This is a genomic window from Micromonospora foliorum, from assembly GCF_022229015.1.
In the GTDB taxonomy this organism is placed as follows: domain Bacteria; phylum Actinomycetota; class Actinomycetes; order Mycobacteriales; family Micromonosporaceae; genus Micromonospora; species Micromonospora foliorum.
In genome coordinates this window covers 1-21,529 of sequence record NZ_JAKKFF010000145.1, presented here as the reverse complement: position 1 = coordinate 21,529, position 21,529 = coordinate 1, and the positions used below count along the sequence as shown (strand labels likewise).

The following is a 21,529-nucleotide window of genomic DNA, read 5'->3' as shown; positions in this document are numbered from 1 at the left end:
ACCGGCCATCTGCGCCGTGATGGCCGCCGTCGCCAGCAGTGTGGCCCTCGGCGGATACCTGGCCAGCGACGGCGCCCGCGACGCGCGCGCCTATCGGCCGGCGCTGCCGGCCGGCCACGTACTGGTCAACCCGGACGACTCGACCCGGCAGCCGACGCTGGCCCAGGTCACCGACGCGGCCCGGACTCAACTCGGGGCCGACGCGGTCGCCCCGGTGCGGACACCGGCCTGCGGGACGCCGGACGTCGGCTACTGCGACATCGCGGCGGTGCTCCCGCCGCACGAGGTCTGCCCCTGGCAGCCCGGGGACCAACTCTCCGAGTCGCAGCGCCAGCAGGCCCGAGCCGACCCACGCTGCCGGATCCGTGAGGCGGACTACTTCGGCGGCTACGTGGAGGCCGGGGTGGACGACGGGACCGCGCTACCCCTGCTCACCGGCGCGGACCCGGCGACGACCGCCGCCGCCACGGCGGTGCTGCGCGCGGGCGGCGTGGTCGTCACCGACCCGCGCTACCTGCACGACGGCCTGGTGACCGTCCGGGTCAGGGAGGTGGAGGCCGGGCCGGACCTGCCGACCACCGTCCGCGACCTTCCGGGGTACGCGCTGCCCCGGGCGACCGGCCAGTCCCGCCTGCTGCTGTCCGCCGCCGCGGCCCGGCAACTCGGTTTGAGCTGGTCCGCGACCGGCTGGGTGATCGGCACCACCACCCCGCCCGACGAGGAGCAGCAGGCACGCTTCGTCGCCGCCCTGCGTCCCTTCGGGACGTTCTCGCTGAGCGTGGAGTACAGCGGCGGCCCGCGTGACGTCTCACCGCTGCTTCTGCTGCTCGCTGCGGCGGCCGGGCTGATCACGGTGGGGGCGGCCGGGATCGCCACCGCGCTCGCCGCCGCCGAGGGGCGCGCGGAGCTGACCACCCTCGCGGCCGTCGGCGCGGCCCCGGCGGTACGCCGGCTGCTGGCGATCTGCCAGGCCGGGGTCATCGCCGGTCTCGGTTCGGTGCTCGGCATCGTGGCCGGCCTCGGTACCGCCGCGATCGTGCTGGTCTCGGTGAACCGGCAGTACGCCAACGCCTGGCCCGTACCCGATCCGTACCCTTTTCTGGTGCCGTGGCCCGCGCTCGGGGTCCTGGTGCTGGTGCCGGTGGTGGCGATGCTCGGGGCGGGTCTGTTCACCCGGGCCCGGTTGCCGATCGAACGGCGGCTGGACTGACTGATCCGCAGGCGACCGAAAGGGAACGGCGCGGGGGTGCCGCCGGGGCCGGGCAGCCGGCAGACTGATCGGCGTGTCAGCGCTGGGAAGAGTCACCCGTCGGCTCGGTCATCGTCGTTGGTTCGGCGCGGCGGCACGGCTGTTGGTCCCCGCCGACCGGGTGGTCGGTCGCCTCACCCGGGGTCGGGTGGTCGCGCTCGGCCTGATCCCGTCCCTGGTGATCACCACGACCGGCCGCCGCTCCGGCAGGCCCCGCAGCAATCCGCTGCTCTACGTGCCCGACGGCGACGCGTACGTGGTGATCGGCTCCAACTGGGGGCAGACCCACCACCCCGGTTGGGCGATGAACCTGCTCGCCGATCCCGCCGCCGAGGTGCACGTGAAGGGCCGGCGGGTCGCGGTGCGGGCCGAGCGGGCGTCCGGCGCCGAACGGGACCGGTTGTGGCAGCTGCTGGTCACCGAGTGGCCCGCGTACCGCACGTACGTGCAGCGGGCCGGCGGCCGGGAGATCCACATCTTCCGGCTGGCCCCGACCGGGCGCGGCGCGCCCGACGCTCCGCCGTCGGCTGGCTAGGCTGACGCCCGGTAGCCAAGGCGAGGTGGTCCCGTGAGCGCGAGGAGTGAGCCGGGGTTGCGAGCCCCGCAGCCGCGAACAGAGGCGGTCCCGTGAGCGCGAGGAGTGAGCCGGGGTTGCGAGCCCCGCAGCCGCGAACAGAGCTGGTCCGGTGAGTGAGCGGGCCGGTGCCGACCGGGGTGTCGAGGATCGACGGTGGACGGTCGCGGAGCGGGTCGCCGAGGCGGTCCGGCGGCGGTTTCCGGCCGATGCGCTCGCGATCGCCGTGCACGGGCCCCTGGCGCACGGTGACGACGACGGTGGTGGGGACCGCGAGGCGGGAATGCTGGTGGTCACCTATCGACCCGGGACCGGGCCGCCGCCGGCGACCCGGCGGGTGGACGGGGTGCTCGTCGATCTGACCGTGGCCGCCGCCGAGGACTACCTGGCCCAGGCCCGGGTGCTCTCCCCGCTCTGGCCGCTGACCGCCGACCGGTACGTCACCACACAGGCGTTGCATGATCCGACGGGCTGGTTGCGGACGCTGCGGGACGAGCATCTGGGCCGGTTGGCTCGGGCCCGGCCGGCGGAGTTCAGCACCGCGGCCCGGCAGGCGTGGTACCGGGGCAGCGCGGCGCACTCCCGGGCGGCCCGGCTCGCCGAGTGGTACGAAACCGACCAGGCTCTGCTGATGCTCGGTGAGGCCCGGCTGGCGGCGGCCACGGTGACCGGCCTGCTGAGTCGCACCTACTTCCGCGACCCGGGGGACGCGGTGCGGCGCACCGGGTTGGCCGGGGCGGACATGACCGAGGTGGGTGTGGTGCTGGCCCGGCAGGCCGAGGAGTTGGCCGCCCGTGGTCGTGCGGTCGACGGCACGATCGACGAGCTGCTCAGCATCTGAGGCGGGTCACAGCCCGCCCGGTACGCCGATCAGCGAGCCGATCAGGTAGGTGGCGCCGGCCGCCGCGGCGCCCAGCAGCAGCTGGCGCAGCCCGCTGGTCCACCAGGGGCGGCGGGTGAAACGGGCCACCACGGCACCGGCGGCGAACAGCCCGAGCCCGCCGACGGCGAGCGCCAGCCACAGTTCGGTGGCGCCGAGCAGGTACGGCAACAGCGGGACCAGCGCGCCGACGGAGAAGAACAGGAACGACGAGATCGCGGCGGCCCAAGGGCTGGGCTGGTCGTCGGGGTCGACGCCCAGCTCCTCGCGGACGTGCACCCGCAGCGCCTCCTCCGGGTCGCGCCGCACCGCCTCGGCGACCTGGGTGGCGAGGTCCCGGGGCAGGCCCCGGGCCACCCACGCGTCGGCCAGCTCCCGGGCCTCGGCCTCGGGGTGCCGTTCCAGTTCCCGGCGCTCCTTGGCCACCTCGGCGGCGACCTGCTCGTTGGCGGAGCGCACGCTTGTGTACTCGCCGAGCCCCATCGAGATCGCCCCGGCCACCAGGCCGGCGCTGCCGGTGAGCACGATGCTGCGCGGCGACACCCCGCCACCGCCGACGCCGGCGATCAGGGCAATGTTGGTGACCAGGCCGTCCATCGCCCCGAAGACGGCCGGTCGTAGCCAGCCACCGGAGACGTCCGCGTGGTGCGCCTCGCGCAGCGCCGCTGGGGTGTCGGTCACGGCGCCTGCCCTTCGTTCGCGACTGCGGGACTCCGCTTCGCTGCGTTCCTCGCGCTCACGGAAGGGTCAGGATCTCGTGGCCGTCGTCGGTCACCACGATGGTGTGCTCGAACTGCGCCGTCCACTTCCGGTCCTTGGTGACCACTGTCCACCCGTCGTCCCACATGTCGTACTGGTAGGTGCCGAGGGTGATCATGGGCTCGATGGTGAACGTCATGCCCGGCTCCATGATGTCCGTGGGGCGTGGGCTGTCGTAGTGCGGCACGTAGAGGCCGCTGTGGAAGGCCTCGCCGATGCCGTGGCCGGTGAAGTCGCGGACCACGCCGTAGCCGAACCGCTTGGCGTACGACTCGATGACGCGGCCCACCACGTTGATCTGGCGACCCGGGGCGACGGCGCGGATGCCGCGCATCATCGCCTCGTGGGTCCGCTCGACCAGCAGCCGGGCCTCCTCGCTGACCTCGCCGACGCAGAAGGTGGCGTCGGTGTCACCGTGCACCCCACCGATGTACGCGGTCACGTCGACGTTGATGATGTCGCCGTCCTGCAGGACCGTGGAGTCCGGGATGCCGTGGCAGACGACCTCGTTGAGGCTGGTGCAGCAGGACTTCGGGAAGCCCTTGTAGCCCAGCGTCGACGGGTACGCCCCGTGGTCGCAGAGGAACTCGTGCACCACCTTGTCGATCTCGTCGGTGGTCACGCCGGGCTTGCAGTGCTCGCCGGCGAGCTGGGTCGCCTGGGCGGCGAGCCGGCTGGCGATCCGCATCTTCTCGATGGTCTCCGGCGTCTGCACGTGCGAGCCACGCCACTCCTGCGGGCGCTTCTTGCCCACGTACTCCGGTCGGGCGATCTGGGATGGCACCGGTCGCATCGGGGAGAGCGTGCCTGGTGTCAGCGGCGGACGGACGGTCATGCCGCAAGCCTATCGCCGGGACCGCTGGTGACCCGCGCCACGGCCGCTCGGTGGAGGTTGTTGCCCTGCCAGGGTGGCTGTGCCATGGTGTCTGCGTGGATCAAGGGGGAGCACCGCCCGTCTTCTCCGCCAGCGCCGAGATCGACGGTGACCACCTCCACGTCGTGGTGGCCGGCGAGGTCGACATGGCGACCGCGGACACGATGCTCCAGACGGCGCTGCGTGAGCCCGCCGGGAAGATCACGCTCGACCTGAGCGCGGTCACCTTCTTCGACTCGGCCGCCATCCACGCCCTGGTCCGGCTCGCCCAGCAGTTTCCGGGCACGCTCACCGTTCGCCCGTCCCGGCAGGTCCGTCGCGTGCTGGAGATCGCCGGCCTCGGCCAGCAGAGCTGGCTCGACCCGGCCTAGGGCCGGCGTCGAGCCGAGCGGAGGCCAGGTCCTCAAGGCCCTCCGGCGCCCGCCGGGCGCGCGGTCAGTCCTGCAGTTGCCGGCGCAACGTCACCTCGGTGCCCTCATCGGTACGCCGTACCGACAGGTCGCCCAGCGCTCTGATCAGGGCCAGGCCGCGGCCCCGGAAGCCGGAGCCGGTCGACTCCCGCCACTGCCCGCTGTCGCGCACCGTGGCCGTCACCGTCCGGTCCTCGATGGCCACCTCCACACTGATCATGGGCTCGGCGGGGTGGACCGGATGCTCGATGGCGTTGGCGGCGGCCTCGGAGACGGCGACGGTCAGGTCGAACAGGTCGGTCTCGCCGACCGAGTGCGCGACCAGGAAGTCCTCCAGCCGCTTCCGCAACACGCTGAGCCGGGTCGGGTCCGCCGGTAGTCGCAGCGTGAAGCGGTTCAGCTCCGCCGCCTCCAAGGCGAGGACCGCCACGTCGTCGCGGCGCGGCCGTCCGGTGACCCGCTCGACGACCGCGTCGATCAGGTCCATCACGTGCTCACTCGGGGTGGTCGCGTCGATGCGGAGCTGGGCCAGTGAGGCATCGATGCCGAGTTGACGGTCCTCGATCAGCCCGTCGGTGTAGAGCAGCAGTCGACTGCCGGCCGCCAACTCGCCCTCGACCGACACGTACGTCGCGTCGGGGAGAGCGCCGACCGGTGGACCGAGCGCTCGGTCGTGCAGGAACGCCACGTCGCCTCCGGTGATCAACAGTGGGGACGGGTGACCGGCGCTCGCGTACCGCAGCCGACCGGTGCGAGGGTTGAACAGCAGGCAGACCACGGTCGCGAAGGAGCGGCCCTCGGTGGAGCCGACCAGCCGGTTGAGCCGGGTCAGCGACTCACCCGGGTCGAAGCCCTCCAGCACGTACGCCCGCAGCGCGTTGCGCAGTTGCCCCATCGCCGCCGCGGCCCGGACGCCCTTGCCGACCACGTCGCCGATGACCAGCACCAGCTGGTCGCCGTTCAGCGCGATCGCGTCGTACCAGTCGCCGCCGACCTCGACGTCGGCGCTGCCGGGCAGGTAGCGGCTGGCCACCACCGCGCCGGGCAGTTGGGGCAGCGACCGGGGCAGCAGGCTGTGCTGCAGGGTGGTGGCGATGCGGTGCTCGGCTTCGTAGAGCTGGGCGTTCTCCAGTCGCACTCCGACGAGCCGGGCCAGTTGGGTCAGCGCGGCGTCGTCGGCCTGCGCCTCGTCGCCATCGGCCCGCCAGACCTGCAGGTCACCGAGCTGCTTGCCGGTGGTGCCGGTCAGCTCGGCCACGAAGGACGGGTCGGCGGCGGTGGTGCCGCCGCCGTCCGCCTCGAAGCGCGCCTCGGCAGCGGTGACCACCACCCGTGCCGCCTCGGCGAGGCTCAACGCGTGCCGGGCGGCGACCTGGAGCACGTCGGCGGTCGACCGGGCGGTGTTCACCGCCACCGCCGCGTCGGCAAGCGCCCGGAGCCGGCGGATGATCTGCCCGCGCAGCTGACCCAGCTCCACGTTGGCCCGCACCCGGGCGATCAGCTCCTGCGCGGAGAACGGCTTGGTGAGGTAGTCGTCGGCGCCGACGGCGAGACCGGCCACGGCCTCCGCGGAGCCGGCGCGGGCGGAGAGCAGCACGATCGGCACATGCCGGGTACGCGGGTCCGCGCGCAGCGCGCTCACCAGCCCGAACCCGTCCAGCCGGGGCATCATCACGTCGCTGAGCACCAGGTCGAAACCGCCCTCGCGGGCCAGCGGCAGGGCATCGAGCCCGTCGTTCGCGGTGACCACCTTCCAGGTCGGGGAGAGCAGCCGACTGACGTGCTCCTGCAGGTCCGCGTTGTCGTCGACGACCAGGATCCGGCCAGCCGAGGTGCCCTTCGCCGGCTGACGGTCGGACTCGGATGTCGGCGCGACACCGGCCCACAGCGCGGTCTCCGCCACGAAGAGCCGCGCCTGCTCGGGCTCACCCACGGGCAGCGGGTCGAACGCCGCCACCCGGTCCGCCGGCAGGTGTGCCGAGCCGAACGGGACGGTCACCGTGAAGGTGCTGCCCTCGTCGACCTGGCTGGTCAACCCGACCTCGCCGCCGTGCATCTCGACCAGCTCCCGGACCAGCGCGAGGCCGATGCCGGTGCCTTCGTGGGTGCGTGCCCGCACCCCGGGCACCCGGTGGAACCGCTCGAAGACGTGCGGCAGCTCGTCCGGCACGATGCCGACGCCGGTGTCCGTCACCTCCAGCCGGGCCGCACCCTCCACGGCCCGGATCCGCACCCGGATCTCGCCGTCGAAGGTGAACTTGACCGCGTTCGACACCAGGTTGAGAACGATCTTCTCCCACATGTCCCGGTCGACGAAGACCGGCGACGGCAGCGGCGGACAGTCCACCACCAGTCGCAACCCGGCCCGAGCGGTGGCCGAGCGGAAGGTGCTGGCCAGCCGGGCGGTGTAGCCGGCGAGGTCGGTGGGCTGGTAGCGGGCGGCGAGCCGGCCGGACTCCAGTCGGGAGAAGTCCAGCACGGTGTTGACCAGCTTGAGCAGGCGCAGCGCGTTGCGGTGCATCATGGTGAGCCGGTCGGTTTCGCTGGCGGGCAGCTCCGGGTCGGCCAGCATGTCCTCCAGCGGGCCGAGCACCAGCGTCAGCGGGGTGCGGAACTCGTGGCTGACGTTGGCGAAGAAGTTGGTCTTCGCCCGGTCCAGCGCGGCCAGCTCGGCGGCGCGGGCCCGTTCCTGCTGGTACGCCCGCTGGGTGCCGACCGCCCGGGAGATCTGGGCGGCTACCAGGCCGAGGAAGTCGCGGTAGTCGTCGCCGAGCGGCAGCTGGCGGGCCACGCCGACGACCAGCGCGCCGACCGTCTGGTTGGTCGCCGTGAGCGGCAGCACGAGGGCCTGGTCGGCGGCGTCGACCGGCAACACGTCGAGCAGAGCGGCCACCTCGACCGTGGCGGGCGCGCCATCGGCGGTCAACCGGGCCAGCAGGTGCGACGGGACGTCGACGGTGGGCGGGGTGGTGCCGGCGCAGCCGGCCAGGGTGAGCTGGTCGCTGTCGTCAGCCAGATAGATCAGGGCGAACGGCACGTCCGCCCGGTGCCGGCCGAGCACCTCGGCGGCGGTCCGCCCCAGATCCGCGACGCTGCCGATGTCGGTCAGCTCGGCACCCAGTTCGGACAGCGCCCGCAGCCGGCGCTCGCCGAGCACCCGCCCGGTGGTCTCGCTGACGATGCAGTAGACGCCGCTGACCGAGCCGTCATCACCTCGGATCGGGTCGTACGAGACGTTGAAGTAGGTCTGCTCGACGAAGCCGTAACGGTCCAGCAGAAAGGGGTGGTCCTCGCCCCGATAGGAGCGTCCGGTGCTCCGGACGTTGTCGAGCAGCGGGCCGAGCACCGCCCAGGTCTCCGCCCAGTACGAGCGGGCCGGTTGGCCGATCACGTCCGGGTGTTTGGCACCGATGGTCGGCCGGTAGGCGTCGTTGTAGAAGGCCAACTGCTCGTCGCCCCAGAACATGACGATCGGCGCGCTGGAGGCGAGCATCATCCCCACCGCGCTGGAGAGCGCCGTGGGCCACTGACCGGGCTCGCCCAGCGGGCCGGAGGACCAGTCGAAGGAGGCCAGCCGCTCACCCATCTCACCGCCCGCCGCGAACGCGGCCGCCAGCATCGGCGGGGTCTCGCGGCCGGACAGGGCGGCATGCCCGATGTCCGCGCCCCCCTGGGCCGAGCTCATGCAGCCTCCCCGCCCCGGCCGTACCCCTCGACCGTTGATCTTCACCCGCTGTGCTCCGACTTGTACCCAAGCGGACCAGCAACGTAACGCATCACGAGCGATGGACGCTGGTTACGGACGACTGAGCCGTCGGGCACCGGACAGTGCGGGTGGACGGCGGCATCGGAACGGCGGTGACCGGAACGCTCTGACGAGTCAGAAGACCGGCAGTCCGTCGATGCTCGCCGCGTTCTTGGTGGCCCGGTAAACGACCAGATCATCGGCGCTACGGCGGGAGTGTGAGGTGAGTAACAGATCGCGTTCGGCCCGGAAGTCCATCAGTGGCACCGCATATCCGCAGGAGTCACTGACCCGCTCCACCTCGACCGTGATGACCGCCCGGACGGCGTGCACGTCCGGCGGTGCCGGAAACTCGGCGAGCCGGTCGGCGAAGGCATCCTCGGTCACCGCGACGCTGCTGCCCCGACCGTGCAACCGGACGATCTTCGGCGGGCCGTCGAAGGCGCAGAACATCAGCGTGATCCGGCCGTTGTCCCGCAGGTGGGCGATGGTCTCCGCCCCACTGCCGTGATAGTCGAGGTAGGCCACCCGGTGCGGGCCGAGGATCACGAACGTGCCCCGCATGCCCTTCGGTGACACGTTGACGTGCCCCTCGACCCCGGACGGGGCGGTCGCCACGAAAAAGAGCGGCTGGGCCACGATGAAGTCACGCAGTCGACCGTCGATCTCCGGATACACCTTGCCCATGCGCCGATCCTCCCATCGGTCTCGTGGACGGGCGGGGGCGATCTCAGTCACACCCTCCGGCCAGCGGCCCGCACCAGGGCCGTGATCGGGCGGGGATCCGCCTCGTTCTCCGGATGCCACTGCACCCCGAGCACGAACGGCCGGGTCGGGTCCTCCACCGCCTCGACCACACCGTCCCCCGCCCAACCGGTCACCGTGAGCCGACCCGGATCGGCGACCGCCTGGTGGTGGTACGAGTTGACCTCGTCGACACCCGCCAACACCGAGGCGGCCAGGCTTCCCGGCGCGAACCGCACCGCGTGGTCCCCGTACACGCCGGGCGCCGGGCGGTGCGCCTCGTGACCCACCACGTCGGGCAGGTGCTGGTGCAGGGTGCCGCCGTACGCGACCGCGAGGAGCTGCATCCCCCGACACACGCCCAGCACCGGCAGCTCGGCGGCGAGCGCGGCGTCCAACAGGGTCAGCTCACCCGCGTCCCGGTCCGGCCGGTCCTCGGTACGCGGGTCGGGCGGCTGGCCGTACCGCCCCGGGCCGACGTCCGCGCCACCGGCCAACAACAACCCGTCGAGGATGGCCACCACGTCCGCGTCCACGTCGTCCGGCGGCAGGACCACCGCCCGGCCACCCGCGGCCGTCACCGCCCGCGAGTACGCCTCCGGCACCAGCACCGCCCACACCCCCCGCCAGACGGCCCAGTCGGCGGGTTCGACGTACGCGCTGACCCCGATCAGGGGCCTCGTCATAGCGGAGTGACGTAGGCGCCCGTGATGCCACCGTCGACCACGAACTGCGCGGCGGTCATGAACGATGCGTCGTCGCTGGCCAGGAACGCCACCGCAGCGGCGATCTCCTCCGGTTGCCCGAAGCGACCCATCGGCACGTGCACCAGCCGACGGGCGGCCCGCTCCGGGTCGGCGGCGAAGAGCTCCAGCAGCAACGGGGTGGCCACCGGGCCGGGGCAGAGCGCGTTGACCCGGATGCCCTCGCGGGCGAACTGCACGCCGAGCTCCCGGGTCATCGCGAGCACCCCGCCCTTGCTCGCCGTGTACGCGATCTGCGACGTCGCCGCACCCATCAACGCCACGAACGAGGCGGTGTTGATGATCGACCCCTTGCCCTGTCGACGCATGTGCGGAATGGCGTACTTGCAGCACAGGTAGACGCTCGTGGTGTTGACCCGCAACACCCGCTCCCACGCGTCCAGGCCGGTGTCCAGGATGGAGTCGTCGTCCGGCGGTGAGATGCCGGCGTTGTTGAACGCGATGTCCACCCGGCCGTGCCGGTCGGCCACCCCGTCGAACAGGTCACGGACCGCCGACTCGTCGGCCACGTCGGTGGCCACGAACTCGCCGCCGCACTCCTCGGCGGCCTTCGTACCGGCCGCCGCGTCGATGTCCACGCAGACCACCCGAGCCCCCTCGGCGGCGAACCGCCGCACGGTGGCCAACCCGATGCCGCTGCCCGCTCCGGTGACCACGGCCACCCGGTCCTGCAACCGACCCTGCACTGGCGTCACTCCTCTGTCGCGATGAACACGTTCTTGACGTCGGTGAAGGAGTGCAGCGCGTCCGGGCCCAGCTCACGGCCGAGCCCGGAGCGCTTCATCCCGCCGAACGGGGTCCAGTAGCGCACCGAGGAGTGCGAGTTGACGCTGAGGTTGCCCGAGTCGACGGCACGGGCCAGGCGCAGGGCCCGACCGACGTCCCGGGTCCAGATCGAGCCGGAGAGGCCGTACTCGGTGTCGTTGGCCAGCCGGACCGCGTCCGCCTCGTCGTCGAACGGCAGCACCGAGACGACCGGGCCGAAGATCTCCTCCCGCCAGTGCCGGTCGGCCGGCGAGTCGGCCAGCAGCACCGTGGGCGCGTGCCAGAACCCGGGGCCGTCGGGGCAGGAGCCGGTGAAGGCGACAGTCGCCCCGGCGAGGTAACCAGCGACCCGGTCCCGGTGGGCGGCGGAGATCAGCGGGCCCATCTCGGCGGTGTCCCGGGACGGGTCCTCGACGCGCACCGCGCGTACCGCCGGTTCGAGCAGTTCCAGGAACCGGTCGTACACCGCACGCTGGACCAGGATCCGTGAGCGTGCGCAGCAGTCCTGGCCGGCGTTGTCGAAGACCGCGCCCGGCGCGGTCGCGGCGGCGCGTTCCAGGTCGGCGTCGGCGAACACGATGTTCGCGCTCTTGCCGCCCAGCTCCAGGGTGAGTCGCTTCACCTGGGTGGCGCAGCCGGCCATGATCCGGGTGCCGACCTCGGTGGAGCCGGTGAAGCAGATCTTGCGGACCGCCGGGTGGCTCACGAACCGCTCCCCCACCACCGAGCCCTCGCCCGGGATGACGGTGAGGACGCCGTCGGGCAGGCCCGCCTCGCCGGCCAGCTCGGCCAGGCGCAGCGCGGTGAGCGGGGTCAGCTCGGCGGGTTTGAGCACCACGGTGTTGCCGGCGGCGAGCGCCGGAACGAACCCCCAGGCGGCGATGGGCATCGGGAAGTTCCAGGGCACGATCACGCCGACCACACCGAGTGGCTCGTGGAAGGTGACGTCCAACCCGCCGGGCACCGGGATCTGCCGCCCGGTCAACCGCTCGGGCGCGCCGGCGTAGTAGTCCAGGACGTCGCGGACGTTGCCCGCCTCCCACCGGGCGTTGCCGATGGTGTGCCCGGAGTTGCGCACCTCCAGCAGGGCCAACTCGTCGAGATGGGCGTCGACGACGGCGGCGAACCGCCGCAGCAGCCGAGCCCGGTCCCCCGCCCCCACCCGACGCCACGTCTCGAAGGCCGCCGCGGCGGCGGAAATCGCCGCGTCCACGTCCTCAACCGAGGCCGCCGCAACCTCCCGAAAACCCACCCCGCGAGCCGGGTCCACCAGAACCGTCACACGCCCCACCCCTCGATTTCCGGGTCGATCATGGAGTTGTGGTGCCGCACGAAAGGCGTCTCTGCGGACGTTCCGCCCACCACAAATCCAAGATCGACCCGACGGTGGGGTGCGGAGTCAGAGGCGTTCGAAGCCACGGGTCAGCTCCCAGTCCGTTACCGCCGCGTCGAAGGCCGCCAGCTCGACCCTCGCCTGGTTGGCGTAGTGGGCCACCACCTCGGGGCCGAACGCCTCCCGGGCCACCGTCGAGCCCTTCCACAGGGCCAGGGCGTCGCGCAGGGTGCCGGGAACCCGCTCGGCCTCCGGGTCGTCGTACGCGTTGCCGGTGCACTCCGCGCCCAACTCCAGCTCACCGTCGATGCCGTGCAGCGCCCCGGCGACCAGCCCGGCGATCGCCAGGTACGGGTTGACGTCCGCGCCGGGCACCCGGTTCTCCACCCGCATGCCCTGCCCGTGCCCGACCACCCGCAGCGCACAGGTGCGGTTGTCGACGCCCCAGCGCAACGCGGTCGGGGCGAACGACCCCGGCTGGTAGCGCTTGTAGGAGTTGATGTTCGGAGCGAAGAGCAGGCTGAACTCGCGCATGGTGGCCAGCAGCCCGGCGAGCACCCGCTGCCCGGTCTGCGACAGGTGCGCCGGGCCGTCGCCGAGCATCGCGGACGAGCCGGACGAGTCCCGCAGCGAGAAGTGGATGTGGCAGGAGTTGCCCTCCCGCTCGTTCGGCTTGGCCATGAAGGTGATCGCCATCCCCTCCTGGGCGGCGATCTCCTTGGCGCCGTTCTTGTAGATCACGTGGTGGTCCGCGCAGGCCACCGCCTCGTCGTACCGGAAGGCGATCTCGTGTTGGCCGAGGTTGCACTCGCCCTTGGCGCTCTCCGGGGTGAGCCCGGCGCCGGCCATCTCGGTGCGGATGCGGCGCAGCAGCGGCTCCACCCGGGCGGTGCCGAGCAATGAGTAGTCGACGTTGTACTGGTTGGCCGGGGTCAGGTCGCGGTAGCCACGCTGCCAGGCGTCCTCGTACGAGTCGCGGAACAGCACGAACTCCAGCTCGGTGCCGGCGTACGCGGTCAGCCCGTGCTCGGCCAGCCGGTCCAGTTGCCGGCGCAGGATCTGCCGGGGCGAGGCGACCACGTCACCCGAGCCGTCGAGCCAGGTCAGGTCGGCCAGCAGGAGAGCGGAGCCGGGCTGCCAGGGCACCCGGCGCAGGGTGGCGAAGTCCGGCACCATCGCGAAGTCGCCGTAGCCGCGTTCCCAACTCGACATCGCGTACCCGTCGACGGTGTTCATGTCGACGTCCACGGCGAGCAGGTAGTTGCAGCCCTCACTGCCGTTGGCCACCACCTGGTCGAGGAAGTAGGGCGCGTGGAACCGCTTGCCCTGCAACCGACCCTGCATGTCGACGAGGGCCAGCACCACCGTGTCGATCTCGCCATCGTTGATGGCGACCCGCAGTTGTTCCAGCGTGAGCGGAGCTTTCCTCATTCGCGGGCCTCCATGACCAAGGTCTACTGGCAAACCGGATCACCGTCAATGCCCCCGGCGGCACGTCCGGCAAACCCGACTGTCGGCCGGCGGGACGGCAGTACGGCCGTCCCGCCGGATGCCGATCAGACCGGGTCGTCGGCCGGCGCCGGGTCCGCCGCCACCGCGGGTTGCTCGACGGTACGGACCGGGCCGGTGAACCACTTGCGGGCCGAGGCGTACCACCAGACGGCGACCACCAGCAGCACCCCGCCGACGGCGAGCGGCGCGTAGTTCACCGCCGACCAGGTGAACCCGTCGTTGCCGGGCACCCCGGCGGGCACGATCGGCAGCACGAAGTAGACGGCGATGATCGCGATCTCGATCACCGCGATCCAGCCGAACAGCTTGTACTTACGGCCCAGCGTCCAGGGCCCGGGGACGAACCGGTCACCCATCCGCAGCCGGAGCGCGATCGGGATGAGGAACGACAGGTAGAGCCCGAGCACCGCGACGGAGACGACCGCGTAGAAGGCGATCGGGATACCGGCGGAACTCTCGTAGAGCGCCGGCAGGGTCAGCACCAGACCGGCCAGGGTGGCGCCGATGATCGCGTTGACCGGGGTGCCGTTGCGGTCGACCCTCGACCACAACCGCCATCCGGGTACGGCCCGGTCCCGGCTGAACGCGTACGCCATCCGGCTCATCGAGGTCACGCAACTCATGCCGCAGAAGAACTGCCCGATGGTGGAGATGATGATGACGATCTTGAAGAAGACCGGGGTCAGCGCCGACTCGAAGATGGCGCCGGAGAAGCCGCCCGCGGCGTTTACCGCCTCGACGTCGGTGGCCGCGAAGAGGAACGCCAGCAGCAGGATCCAGCCGCCGACCGCCGAGTAGAAGATCGACTGCCAGAGCCCGCGGGCCGCGGCCTGCGAGGCGCCCCGGGTCTCCTCGGAGACGTGCGCGCAGGCGTCGAAGCCGGTGATCGTGTACTGGGTCAGCAGGAAACCCAGCGGCAGCACGTAGAACCAGAACGTCAGCCCGCCGATGTCCCCGTCACCGAAGCCGGAGTTGTTGAACCGCTCGGTGAACACGAACTGGAAGCTCTGGTGGTTGTCGGGGACGAAGACCAGGATGGCCACCACGACGGCCGCGCCGGCCACGTGCCACCAGACCGAGACGTTCTGGAGTACGTCGATGATCCGGTGCCCGAAGATGTTGATGAGCCCGTGCAGCGCCAGGATGATCACGAAGAGCACGAACGCCTGCCGCAGCGTCCCGGCCCAGCCGTCGAAGAGCGCCGACAGGGTGAGGTTGAGGAACGTCGCGCAGCCGTAGTCGACCGAGGCGGTGACCGCCACCAGACCGATCAGGTTCAGCCAGCCGGTGAACCAGCCGTGCACCGGGCGGCCCATGGTGGCCGCCCACCAGTAGATCCCGCCGGCGGTCGGGTAGGCCGACACCAGCTCCGCCATGCAGAAGCCGATGATCAGGATGAACAGCGAGATCAGCGGCCAACCCCAGGAGATGGCGACCGGCCCGCCGTTGTTCCACGCCTGACCGAAGGTGGTGAAGCAGCCGGCCAGGATCGAGATGATCGAGAAGGAGATGGCGAAGTTGGAGAAGCCACTCCACTTGCGGCGCAGCTCCTGTTTGTAGCCGAGTTCGGCGAGCCGTCGGGCATCCTCGTCCATCGGTTGCTCGGCGGTCGGCACGGGCGTCGTGGCCACTGCACACCTCCCTGAGGTGGTTCCGCGTGCGAGTGGGCAAAGTGTCGTCCCGGTCGATCAAGGCGGTCAATACGTAGTCGGTGGGAATCTCACCGCCGTCGGGCTAATTGCGTTGCCGTCCGGCCGCCCCGGGCCGCATCCTGGACCGGTGACCAGGCCCGATCAGGGCCCACCCGGGCGCTCGGACCGCCCGACCCGGTGGCGCGGGGCACGCCTCTCTCTCACGTACGGCCACTCCGCCGTACCCCGAAAAGTGCCCCGCGCCCCACCTCCCCTCGTGATCAAGAGGTTTGCGTCAGATCCGCGGCCCCCGCTGACCGAAAGCTCTTGATCAACCAGGACAGGGCGGGGGTCAGGTCAGGAGGAGGCCGGTTACCCAGAGGGCCGCGACCAGCAGGCCGGCCAGGAACTCCACAAGCATCGACAGGCCGGCGGCCTTCAGGGCCTGGACGGTGGACGGCCAGGCCAGCTGGTTGCTGCCCAGCCGGAGGCGTTCCGCCGCCCACACCCCGGCCACGAAGCCGAGCACCAGCCCCACGACCGGCACCACGAAGAACCCGATGACGCCGAGCACACCGCCGGCGAGCAGCGTGGACGTCGGCACACCGGTGCGCTTCAGGTTCCGGCCCGGCCACGCGTACTTGATCACGGTGCCGCCCGCGGCGACCAGGGTTGCGGCGGCGAACACCGCCCAGCCACCCAGGCCGGCGCCGCCGAAGACCGCCCAGAGCAGCACGCCGCCCCAGCACAGCGGCAACGCCGGCAGACCGGGCACCACCACACCGGCCAACCCGGCCAGGATGGCCAGCCCGGCCACCACTGTCACCGCCGTCTGCGAGTCCGTCAGGTCCACGCCGCCACCTTCCGTCGCCACCCTTCGGACCGCAACGGTGCCCCACTTCGCTCCGTGCCGCTGGGCCAGCCGATTCGCTCGCTCACGCCAGCATTCCGCGTCGCTCCGTGCCGTCGCTTCGCGCCACGCGGCTGTGCCTCGCTGCGCTCGCTCACGCCGGCAGTCCGCCGCCGCGCAGCCGGGCGGTGATGGCTTCGGCCGGGGCCGGCGCGCCGAAGTACCGGCCCTGCCCGGTGTCGCAGCGCAGCGCCCGCAGCCGTTCCGCCTGCACGCCGGTCTCCACCGCCTCGGCTGTGACCCACAGCTCCAACGCGTGCGCCAACCGGACCAACGCGTCGACGATCCGTTCGTCGCGGTGGTCGGCGGCCACGTCGGCCCCGTCCGCGCGGATGCCCTCGACGAACGGGCCGGCGAGCTTCAGGCAGTGGATCGGCAACCGGCGCAGGTACGCCAGGTTGGAGTACCCGGTGCCGAAGTCGTCCACGGCCAGTCGGACGCCGAGCGCCGCGAGCCGGTGCAGGCTGCGCAACGGTTCACCGGCGCTGCCCATCACGGCGCTCTCGGTCAGCTCCAGTTGGAGCAGCTCCGCGGGCAGCCCGCTGGTCTGCAACGCGTCGGCGACAGTGTCCACGATGGCGGGTTCGTCGGCCTGCCGCGCGGCCAGGTTGACGCTGACCACCAGCCTGGCTTCCGGGAACTCCCGCCACCACCGTTCGGCGTCCGCGCAGGCCCGCCGCAGCACCCACTCGCCGAGTCGGACGATCAGGCCGGTCTCCTCGGCCAGGCCGATGAACCGGTCCGGCCCGATCAGGCCCAGCTCCGGGTGCTCCCAACGGACCAGCGCCTCCACCGCGAGCATGCTGCCCTCCAGCAGGGACACGATCGGCTGGTAGTGCAGCACGAACTCGCCCCGGTCCAGTGCGGCGGGCAGCCCGGCGACCAGCGCCGAGCGGGCGATGTCCCGGGCGCCGCGCTCGGGGTCGTAGACCGCCCACCGGCCCCGGCCCGCCGCCTTGGCCCAGTAGAGCGTGGTGTCCGCGGCCTTCATCAGCTCCGACGCGGTGGTCTCCGAGGCGGGGCCCTGCACGATGCCGACACTGGCCGAGACGGCCAACTGGTGCTCACCGACGTGGACCGGGGCCGCGACGGCCGCCAGCGCGGCCTCCGCGACGGCGACCACGTCGTCGGTGTCGTCCCCTCCGTCGACGAGGATCACGAACTCGTCGCCCCCCATCCGGGCGACGAGGTGGCCGTGGTCGGCGACGCACGCCGCCAGCCTCCGGCCGATCATCACGAGCAGCCGGTCACCGAGGTCGTGGCCGAGACTGTCGTTGATCGCCTTGAAGCCGTCCAGGTCGAGGAAGCACACCCCGACCCGCTGCCCGACGCCCGCGGTGTCGAGCACCCGTCCCAACGTCTCGAAGAACAGCGTCCGGTTGGGCAGCCCGGTCAGCGGGTCGTGCAGCGCCTGGAAGCGCAGCCGCTGCTGGAGTTCGTACCGCTCGGTGATGTCCTCGATCATCGCGACCGTGAATCGCGGCCGGCCCTCGTGCCGGATCAGCGAGACAGCCAGGTCCGTCCAGACCACGCTGCCGTCCTTGCGGTAATAGCGCTTCTCCACCCGGGCCGCGTCGTGTTTGCCCTCGATCAACTCCTGGTAGAGCTCCCACATCCCGGCGGCGTCGTCGGCGTGGAACAGCGCCGCCACGTTGATCTCGCGCAACTCCTCGATCGAGTAGCCGAGCATGTCGGCGAAGGCCTGGTTGACGTCGATGATCCGGCCGTCCACGCCGGCGATCCCAATCCCGATCGCGGCACCGGTGAACACCGCCCGGAACCGTGCCTCGCTCTCGCGCAGCGCCTGCTCGACCTCGTCGCGCGCCTGCCAGGCCGACCGGGCGATCCGCTCCTGCTGGGTGAAGGTGCGGTCGCGCAGCGCGCGGGCGAACCCGGCGGCCAGGCCGCCCTGCACCGCCGCGATCCGGTCGGCGAGGTCCGCCGGCCGGTCGCCGTCGCCCAGGACCCGCCGCCCGAAGGTCGCACCGAGCGCGTGCAGCGTCCACTCCAGGGCCTGCGGCTCGGTGAGGTGCGCCTCCACCAGGGCCCGCCCGACCTCCTCGGCCGGGCGGGCGGTGAACGGCTCCGCCCGTACCGCCTGGGCCAGCCGGATCGTGTGCACCAGCAGCAGCCGCTCGGTCTCCGCCAGGCTCAGCGGCACGAAACCGAGGCGGCGCACCGCGCGGGCCCAGTCGGCGGCGTACCCCTGGGGGTCGGCCCGGCCGGCGGCGACCCCGGCGGGGTCCGGGACGGCGGCCACGGGATCAGCCGGCGGGCTGGTCGTACCGGGCGACGCCCCCGAAGGCGCCGAACCGCTCCGGGCGCTCGTCCACGTCGGACGGTGAGTCGGGACGCCAGAGCGGCATGTGCACCACGCCCGGTTCCAGGACGGTCCAGTCACCGAAGAAACCGGTGACCTGTGCGCGGGAGCGCAGGGTGATCTCGGTGTCGGTGCGGGCGGAGAGGCGCTGGGCGTCCAGCATCTCCTGCGGCTGGTCCTCGAAGGTGGAGTGCGAGATGACCAGGAAGCTGCCCGGTGCGGCGACGTCCCGGAGGGTGGCCAGGATCGCCTCGGGTCGGTCGGCGTCCGGGATGAAGTGCACCACCCCGGCCAGCAGGATGCCCATCGGTCGACTGAAGTCGATCAGCCCGAGCTGTCGGGTCTCGGCGAGGATCCGTTCCGGCTCACGCAGGTCGGCGTGGATGACCCCGGTCAGCTCGTTGCCGGCGAGCAGCTCACGGCTGTGCGCGACGGCCACCGGGTCAATGTCGACGTACACCACGCGGGCCTTGGGGTTCACCCCCTGCGCCACCTCGTGCACGTTGCCCACGGTGGGAATTCCGGAGCCGATGTCGAGGAACTGGTCGATGCCGGCGTCGAGCAGCACCCGGACGGCCCGGCGCAGGAAGTCCCGGCCGGAACGCATGGTGGCGGCGAGATTCGGGGTCATGCTGGCGATCTGCTCGGCCAGCTGCCGGTCGATCTCGAAGTTGTGCGCCCCACCCAGAAAGTAGTCGTACACCCGGGCCGCGCTCGGCCTGGTCAGATCGATCTCGGTCGGCAGTCCGTCCGGCATCAGTGTGCTCCCCAGTTCATCGCCGCGGCGCGGGACGGCACCGGCGTCGGGGCGCGCAGCGGGCACGCGTGGGCACCGGTCGACCCGCGGGTCGTGTGGTGTGGACCACTCTAGGCGGCTGACTCCAGCAACAGCGAGATGCCTTGACCAACGCCGATGCACATGGTGGCCAGGGCCCGGCGACCGCCGCGACGGCGCAGCTCCAGGGCGGCGGTCAGCGCCAGCCGCGCGCCGCTGGCGCCCAGCGGGTGCCCGAGCGCGATGGCCCCACCGTTCGGGTTGACGTGGTCGGCGTCCACGGGCAGCCCCAGCTCGCGCAACACCGCCACGGACTGCGCGGCGAACGCCTCGTTCAGCTCCACCACGTCCACCGCGTTCACCTCGACGCCGACGCGGTCGAGCAGCTTGCGGGTGGCCGGCACCGGGCCGATCCCCATGATCCGGGGCGGCACACCGGCCGCCGCCGCACCGACGATCCGGGCCAGCGGGGTCAGGCCGTACCGGGAGACCGCCGCCTCGCTGGCCACCAGCAGCGCGACCGCCCCGTCGTTGACGCCCGAGGAGTTGCCGGCGGTCACCGTGCCGCCGTCGCGGAACGGGGTGGGCAGCGCGGCCAGCTTGGCAAGCGTGGTCTCCCGGGGATGCTCGTCGACCTCGACCAGTCGGGTCTCCCGACGGCCAGCCGGCACGGACACCGCCACGATCTCCTCGGCGAAGCGGCCGTCGGCCTGGGCCTTGGCCGCGCGCTGCTGCGAGCGGTACGCGAAGGCGTCCTGCTCGACCCGGCTGACGCCGTACTCGGCGGCCACGTTCTCCGCCGTCTCCGGCATCGAGTCGACCCCCCACCCGTCGCGCATCAACGGGTTCACCAACCGCCAGCCCAGGGTGGTGTCGTACACCTCGGCCGAGCGGGAGTACGCCGACGTCGCCTTCGGCATGACGAACGGCGCCCGACTCATGCTCTCCACCCCGCCGGCGACCACCAGCTCCGCGTCCCCGGCGACGATGGACCGGGCAGCGGTGGCGAGCGCGTCCAGGCCCGAGCCGCAGAGCCGGTTGACCGTGCTGCCCGGCACCTCCTCGGGCAGGCCGGCCAGCAGCGCCGCCATCCGGGCCACGTTGCGGTTGTCCTCCCCGGCCTGGTTGGCGCAACCGAGCACGACGTCGTCCACCCGGGCCCAGTCCACCGACGGGTGGCGGGCGACCAGCTCACGGATCACGTGCGCGGCCAGGTCGTCGGGGCGGACGCCGGCCAGCGCGCCCGCGTACCGGCCGATCGGGGTGCGGACACCGGCCACCAGGTATGCCACGGTCATCGCGAGTCCTTAGGGGGTGCAGACGGCGGGGGTGGGGCGCGCCCACCGGGTCGCGAGGGCTGCCGGCCGCCAGGATATCCGCGCCGGCAGCGGATAGGTTGACGGCATGGCCCGGGCCCAGTTCAGCGCAGAGACCAGCGGCGGTGGCGCGTTCGTCCGCCAGCCGAACCGGTTCACCGGTCGGGTCACCGCCGACTCGACCTCCCCACCCGGCGGCGGCCCGGACGAGCAGGACCGCTGGCCCCTGGAGGCTGGCCGCTACCGGCTGATCTGGTGCCGCGCCTGCCCGTGGGCGCACCGGGCGAGGATCGTGCGTGGCCTGCTCGGGCTGGACGACGCGATCTCGCTGGGCACCGTCGACCCGATCCGGGACGAGCGGGGCTGGGCGTTCGCCCTCGACCCGGACGGCTTCGACCCGGTCCTCGGCGTGAGCTTCCTCTCCGAGGCGTACCTGGCCACCGACCCGGACTACACCGGCCGGGTGACCGTGCCGGCGCTCGTCGACACCCTGACCGGTCGGGTGGTCACCAACGACTATCCGCAGCTCACCCTCGACCTCTCCACCGAGTGGCGGCGGTTGCACGCGCCCGACGCGCCGGATCTGTACCCGGTCGAGTTGCGCCCCGAGATGGACGCGCTGATGGCGGAGATCCACACCGACGTGAACAACGGCGTCTACCGGTGCGGGTTCGCCACCTCCCAGGAGGCGTACGACGAGGCGTTCCGGGCGCTCTTCGCCCGGCTGGACGTGCTCTCCGAGCGGCTGGCCGGGCAGCGCTACCTGATGGGTGACGCGATCACCGAGGCCGATGTGCGGCTGTTCACCACGTTGGTCCGCTTCGACGCCGCGTACCACGGGCACTTCAAGTGCAACCGCAACAAGCTGACCGAGCTGTCGGTGCTCTGGGCGTACGCCCGGGACCTGTTCCAGACGCCGGGTTTCGGCGAGACGGTGGACTTCGACCACATCAAGCGGCACTACTACG

The 21,529-nt window shown here is 72.1% G+C and carries 18 protein-coding genes; 5 read left to right on the top strand and 13 right to left on the bottom strand.

The genetic code is table 11. The features are described from left to right. The 3 genes from PSH25_RS12915 to PSH25_RS12905 all read left to right on the top strand — a co-directional run. Window positions 1–1,210 (top strand): FtsX-like permease family protein (locus tag PSH25_RS12915; protein WP_372492785.1); only part of this gene is annotated, 1,210 nt, incomplete at its 5' end. Between the two features lie 73 nt (window positions 1,211–1,283). After that, complete coding sequence (locus PSH25_RS12910) at window positions 1,284–1,784, top strand: nitroreductase/quinone reductase family protein (RefSeq protein ID WP_238659330.1); 501 nt, start codon at window positions 1,284–1,286, stop codon at window positions 1,782–1,784. Window positions 1,785–1,935: 151 nt separating this feature from the next. Next, window positions 1,936–2,664 carry a nucleotidyltransferase domain-containing protein gene (locus tag PSH25_RS12905; protein ID WP_238659329.1) on the top strand — a complete coding sequence of 243 codons (729 nt, stop codon included), beginning with the start codon at window positions 1,936–1,938 and terminating at the stop codon, window positions 2,662–2,664. Window positions 2,665–2,670: 6 nt separating this feature from the next. On the opposite strand, the gene PSH25_RS12900 is transcribed toward PSH25_RS12905, so the two are convergent. Then, window positions 2,671–3,384 carry a VIT1/CCC1 transporter family protein gene (locus tag PSH25_RS12900; RefSeq protein ID WP_210784715.1) on the bottom strand — a complete coding sequence of 238 codons (714 nt, stop codon included), beginning with the start codon at window positions 3,382–3,384 and terminating at the stop codon, window positions 2,671–2,673. A gap of 55 nt (window positions 3,385–3,439) precedes the next feature. After that, window positions 3,440–4,297: a type I methionyl aminopeptidase gene (gene map / locus PSH25_RS12895; RefSeq protein WP_238659328.1), complete on the bottom strand. Its 858-nt coding sequence runs from the start codon at window positions 4,295–4,297 to the stop codon at window positions 3,440–3,442. Between the two features lie 95 nt (window positions 4,298–4,392). Between map and PSH25_RS12890 the strand changes: the two genes are divergently transcribed. Continuing rightward, window positions 4,393–4,707, top strand: coding sequence for an STAS domain-containing protein (locus tag PSH25_RS12890; protein WP_238659327.1), 315 nt, complete (start codon window positions 4,393–4,395; stop codon window positions 4,705–4,707). Between the two features lie 64 nt (window positions 4,708–4,771). Here the strand turns inward: PSH25_RS12890 and PSH25_RS12885 are convergent, their stop codons facing one another. The 11 genes from PSH25_RS12885 to pcaF all read right to left on the bottom strand — a co-directional run bounded on the left by PSH25_RS12885 (window position 4,772) and on the right by pcaF (window position 20,543). After that, window positions 4,772–8,431, bottom strand: a complete 3,660-nt coding sequence (locus PSH25_RS12885; RefSeq protein ID WP_238659326.1) for a SpoIIE family protein phosphatase — start codon at window positions 8,429–8,431, stop codon at window positions 4,772–4,774. A 195-nt stretch (window positions 8,432–8,626) separates the two neighbouring features. After that, window positions 8,627–9,178, bottom strand: a complete 552-nt coding sequence (locus tag PSH25_RS12880) for a pyridoxamine 5'-phosphate oxidase family protein (protein ID WP_238659325.1) — start codon at window positions 9,176–9,178, stop codon at window positions 8,627–8,629. Between the two features lie 47 nt (window positions 9,179–9,225). Continuing rightward, on the bottom strand, window positions 9,226–9,921 hold the full coding sequence (locus PSH25_RS12875) for a gamma-glutamyl-gamma-aminobutyrate hydrolase family protein (protein WP_238659324.1): 696 nt from the start codon (window positions 9,919–9,921) through the stop codon (window positions 9,226–9,228). Beyond that, complete coding sequence (locus tag PSH25_RS12870) at window positions 9,918–10,685, bottom strand: 3-oxoacyl-ACP reductase (protein WP_030489498.1); 768 nt, start codon at window positions 10,683–10,685, stop codon at window positions 9,918–9,920. Before PSH25_RS12870 ends, PSH25_RS12875 begins: the two co-directional genes overlap by 4 nt. A 5-nt stretch (window positions 10,686–10,690) precedes the next feature. Next, complete coding sequence (locus tag PSH25_RS12865; protein WP_274527402.1) at window positions 10,691–12,037, bottom strand: aldehyde dehydrogenase family protein; 1,347 nt, start codon at window positions 12,035–12,037, stop codon at window positions 10,691–10,693. A 126-nt stretch (window positions 12,038–12,163) separates the two neighbouring features. After that, a complete protein-coding gene (locus PSH25_RS12860) occupies window positions 12,164–13,528 on the bottom strand; it encodes a glutamine synthetase family protein (RefSeq protein WP_238659322.1) in 1,365 nt (454 codons plus the stop codon). A gap of 125 nt (window positions 13,529–13,653) precedes the next feature. Further along, the gene (locus PSH25_RS12855; protein WP_238659321.1) at window positions 13,654–15,240 is read right to left on the bottom strand and encodes an amino acid permease; all 1,587 of its coding nucleotides are present in this window, start codon (window positions 15,238–15,240) and stop codon (window positions 13,654–13,656) included. A 352-nt stretch (window positions 15,241–15,592) separates the two neighbouring features. Further along, on the bottom strand, window positions 15,593–16,093 hold the full coding sequence (locus PSH25_RS12850; protein ID WP_238659320.1) for a DUF456 domain-containing protein: 501 nt from the start codon (window positions 16,091–16,093) through the stop codon (window positions 15,593–15,595). Window positions 16,094–16,244: 151 nt separating this feature from the next. After that, complete coding sequence (locus PSH25_RS12845) at window positions 16,245–18,410, bottom strand: putative bifunctional diguanylate cyclase/phosphodiesterase (protein WP_238659319.1); 2,166 nt, start codon at window positions 18,408–18,410, stop codon at window positions 16,245–16,247. Between the two features lie 4 nt (window positions 18,411–18,414). Further along, window positions 18,415–19,227: an SAM-dependent methyltransferase gene (locus tag PSH25_RS12840; protein WP_238659318.1), complete on the bottom strand. Its 813-nt coding sequence runs from the start codon at window positions 19,225–19,227 to the stop codon at window positions 18,415–18,417. 110 nt (window positions 19,228–19,337) lie between these two features. Continuing rightward, entirely contained in the window at window positions 19,338–20,543 is a 1,206-nt protein-coding gene (pcaF, locus tag PSH25_RS12835) for a 3-oxoadipyl-CoA thiolase (protein WP_238659317.1), read from the bottom strand. A gap of 106 nt (window positions 20,544–20,649) precedes the next feature. Between pcaF and PSH25_RS12830 the strand changes: the two genes are divergently transcribed. Then, window positions 20,650–21,529 (top strand): glutathione S-transferase family protein (locus tag PSH25_RS12830; RefSeq protein WP_238659316.1); only part of this gene is annotated, 880 nt, incomplete at its 3' end.

Bases quoted from the DNA above. Each gene is read 5' to 3' on its own strand.
- map (WP_238659328.1), bottom strand. From the start codon at position 4,297: ATGACCGTCCGTCCGCCGCTGACACCAGGCACGCTCTCCCCGATGCGA.
- PSH25_RS12885 (WP_238659326.1), bottom strand. From the start codon at position 8,431: ATGAGCTCGGCCCAGGGGGGCGCGGACATCGGGCATGCCGCCCTGTCC.
- PSH25_RS12880 (WP_238659325.1), bottom strand. From the start codon at position 9,178: ATGGGCAAGGTGTATCCGGAGATCGACGGTCGACTGCGTGACTTCATC.
- PSH25_RS12875 (WP_238659324.1), bottom strand. From the start codon at position 9,921: ATGACGAGGCCCCTGATCGGGGTCAGCGCGTACGTCGAACCCGCCGAC.
- PSH25_RS12860 (WP_238659322.1), bottom strand. From the start codon at position 13,528: ATGAGGAAAGCTCCGCTCACGCTGGAACAACTGCGGGTCGCCATCAAC.
- PSH25_RS12840 (WP_238659318.1), bottom strand. From the start codon at position 19,227: ATGCCGGACGGACTGCCGACCGAGATCGATCTGACCAGGCCGAGCGCG.
- pcaF (WP_238659317.1), bottom strand. From the start codon at position 20,543: ATGACCGTGGCATACCTGGTGGCCGGTGTCCGCACCCCGATCGGCCGG.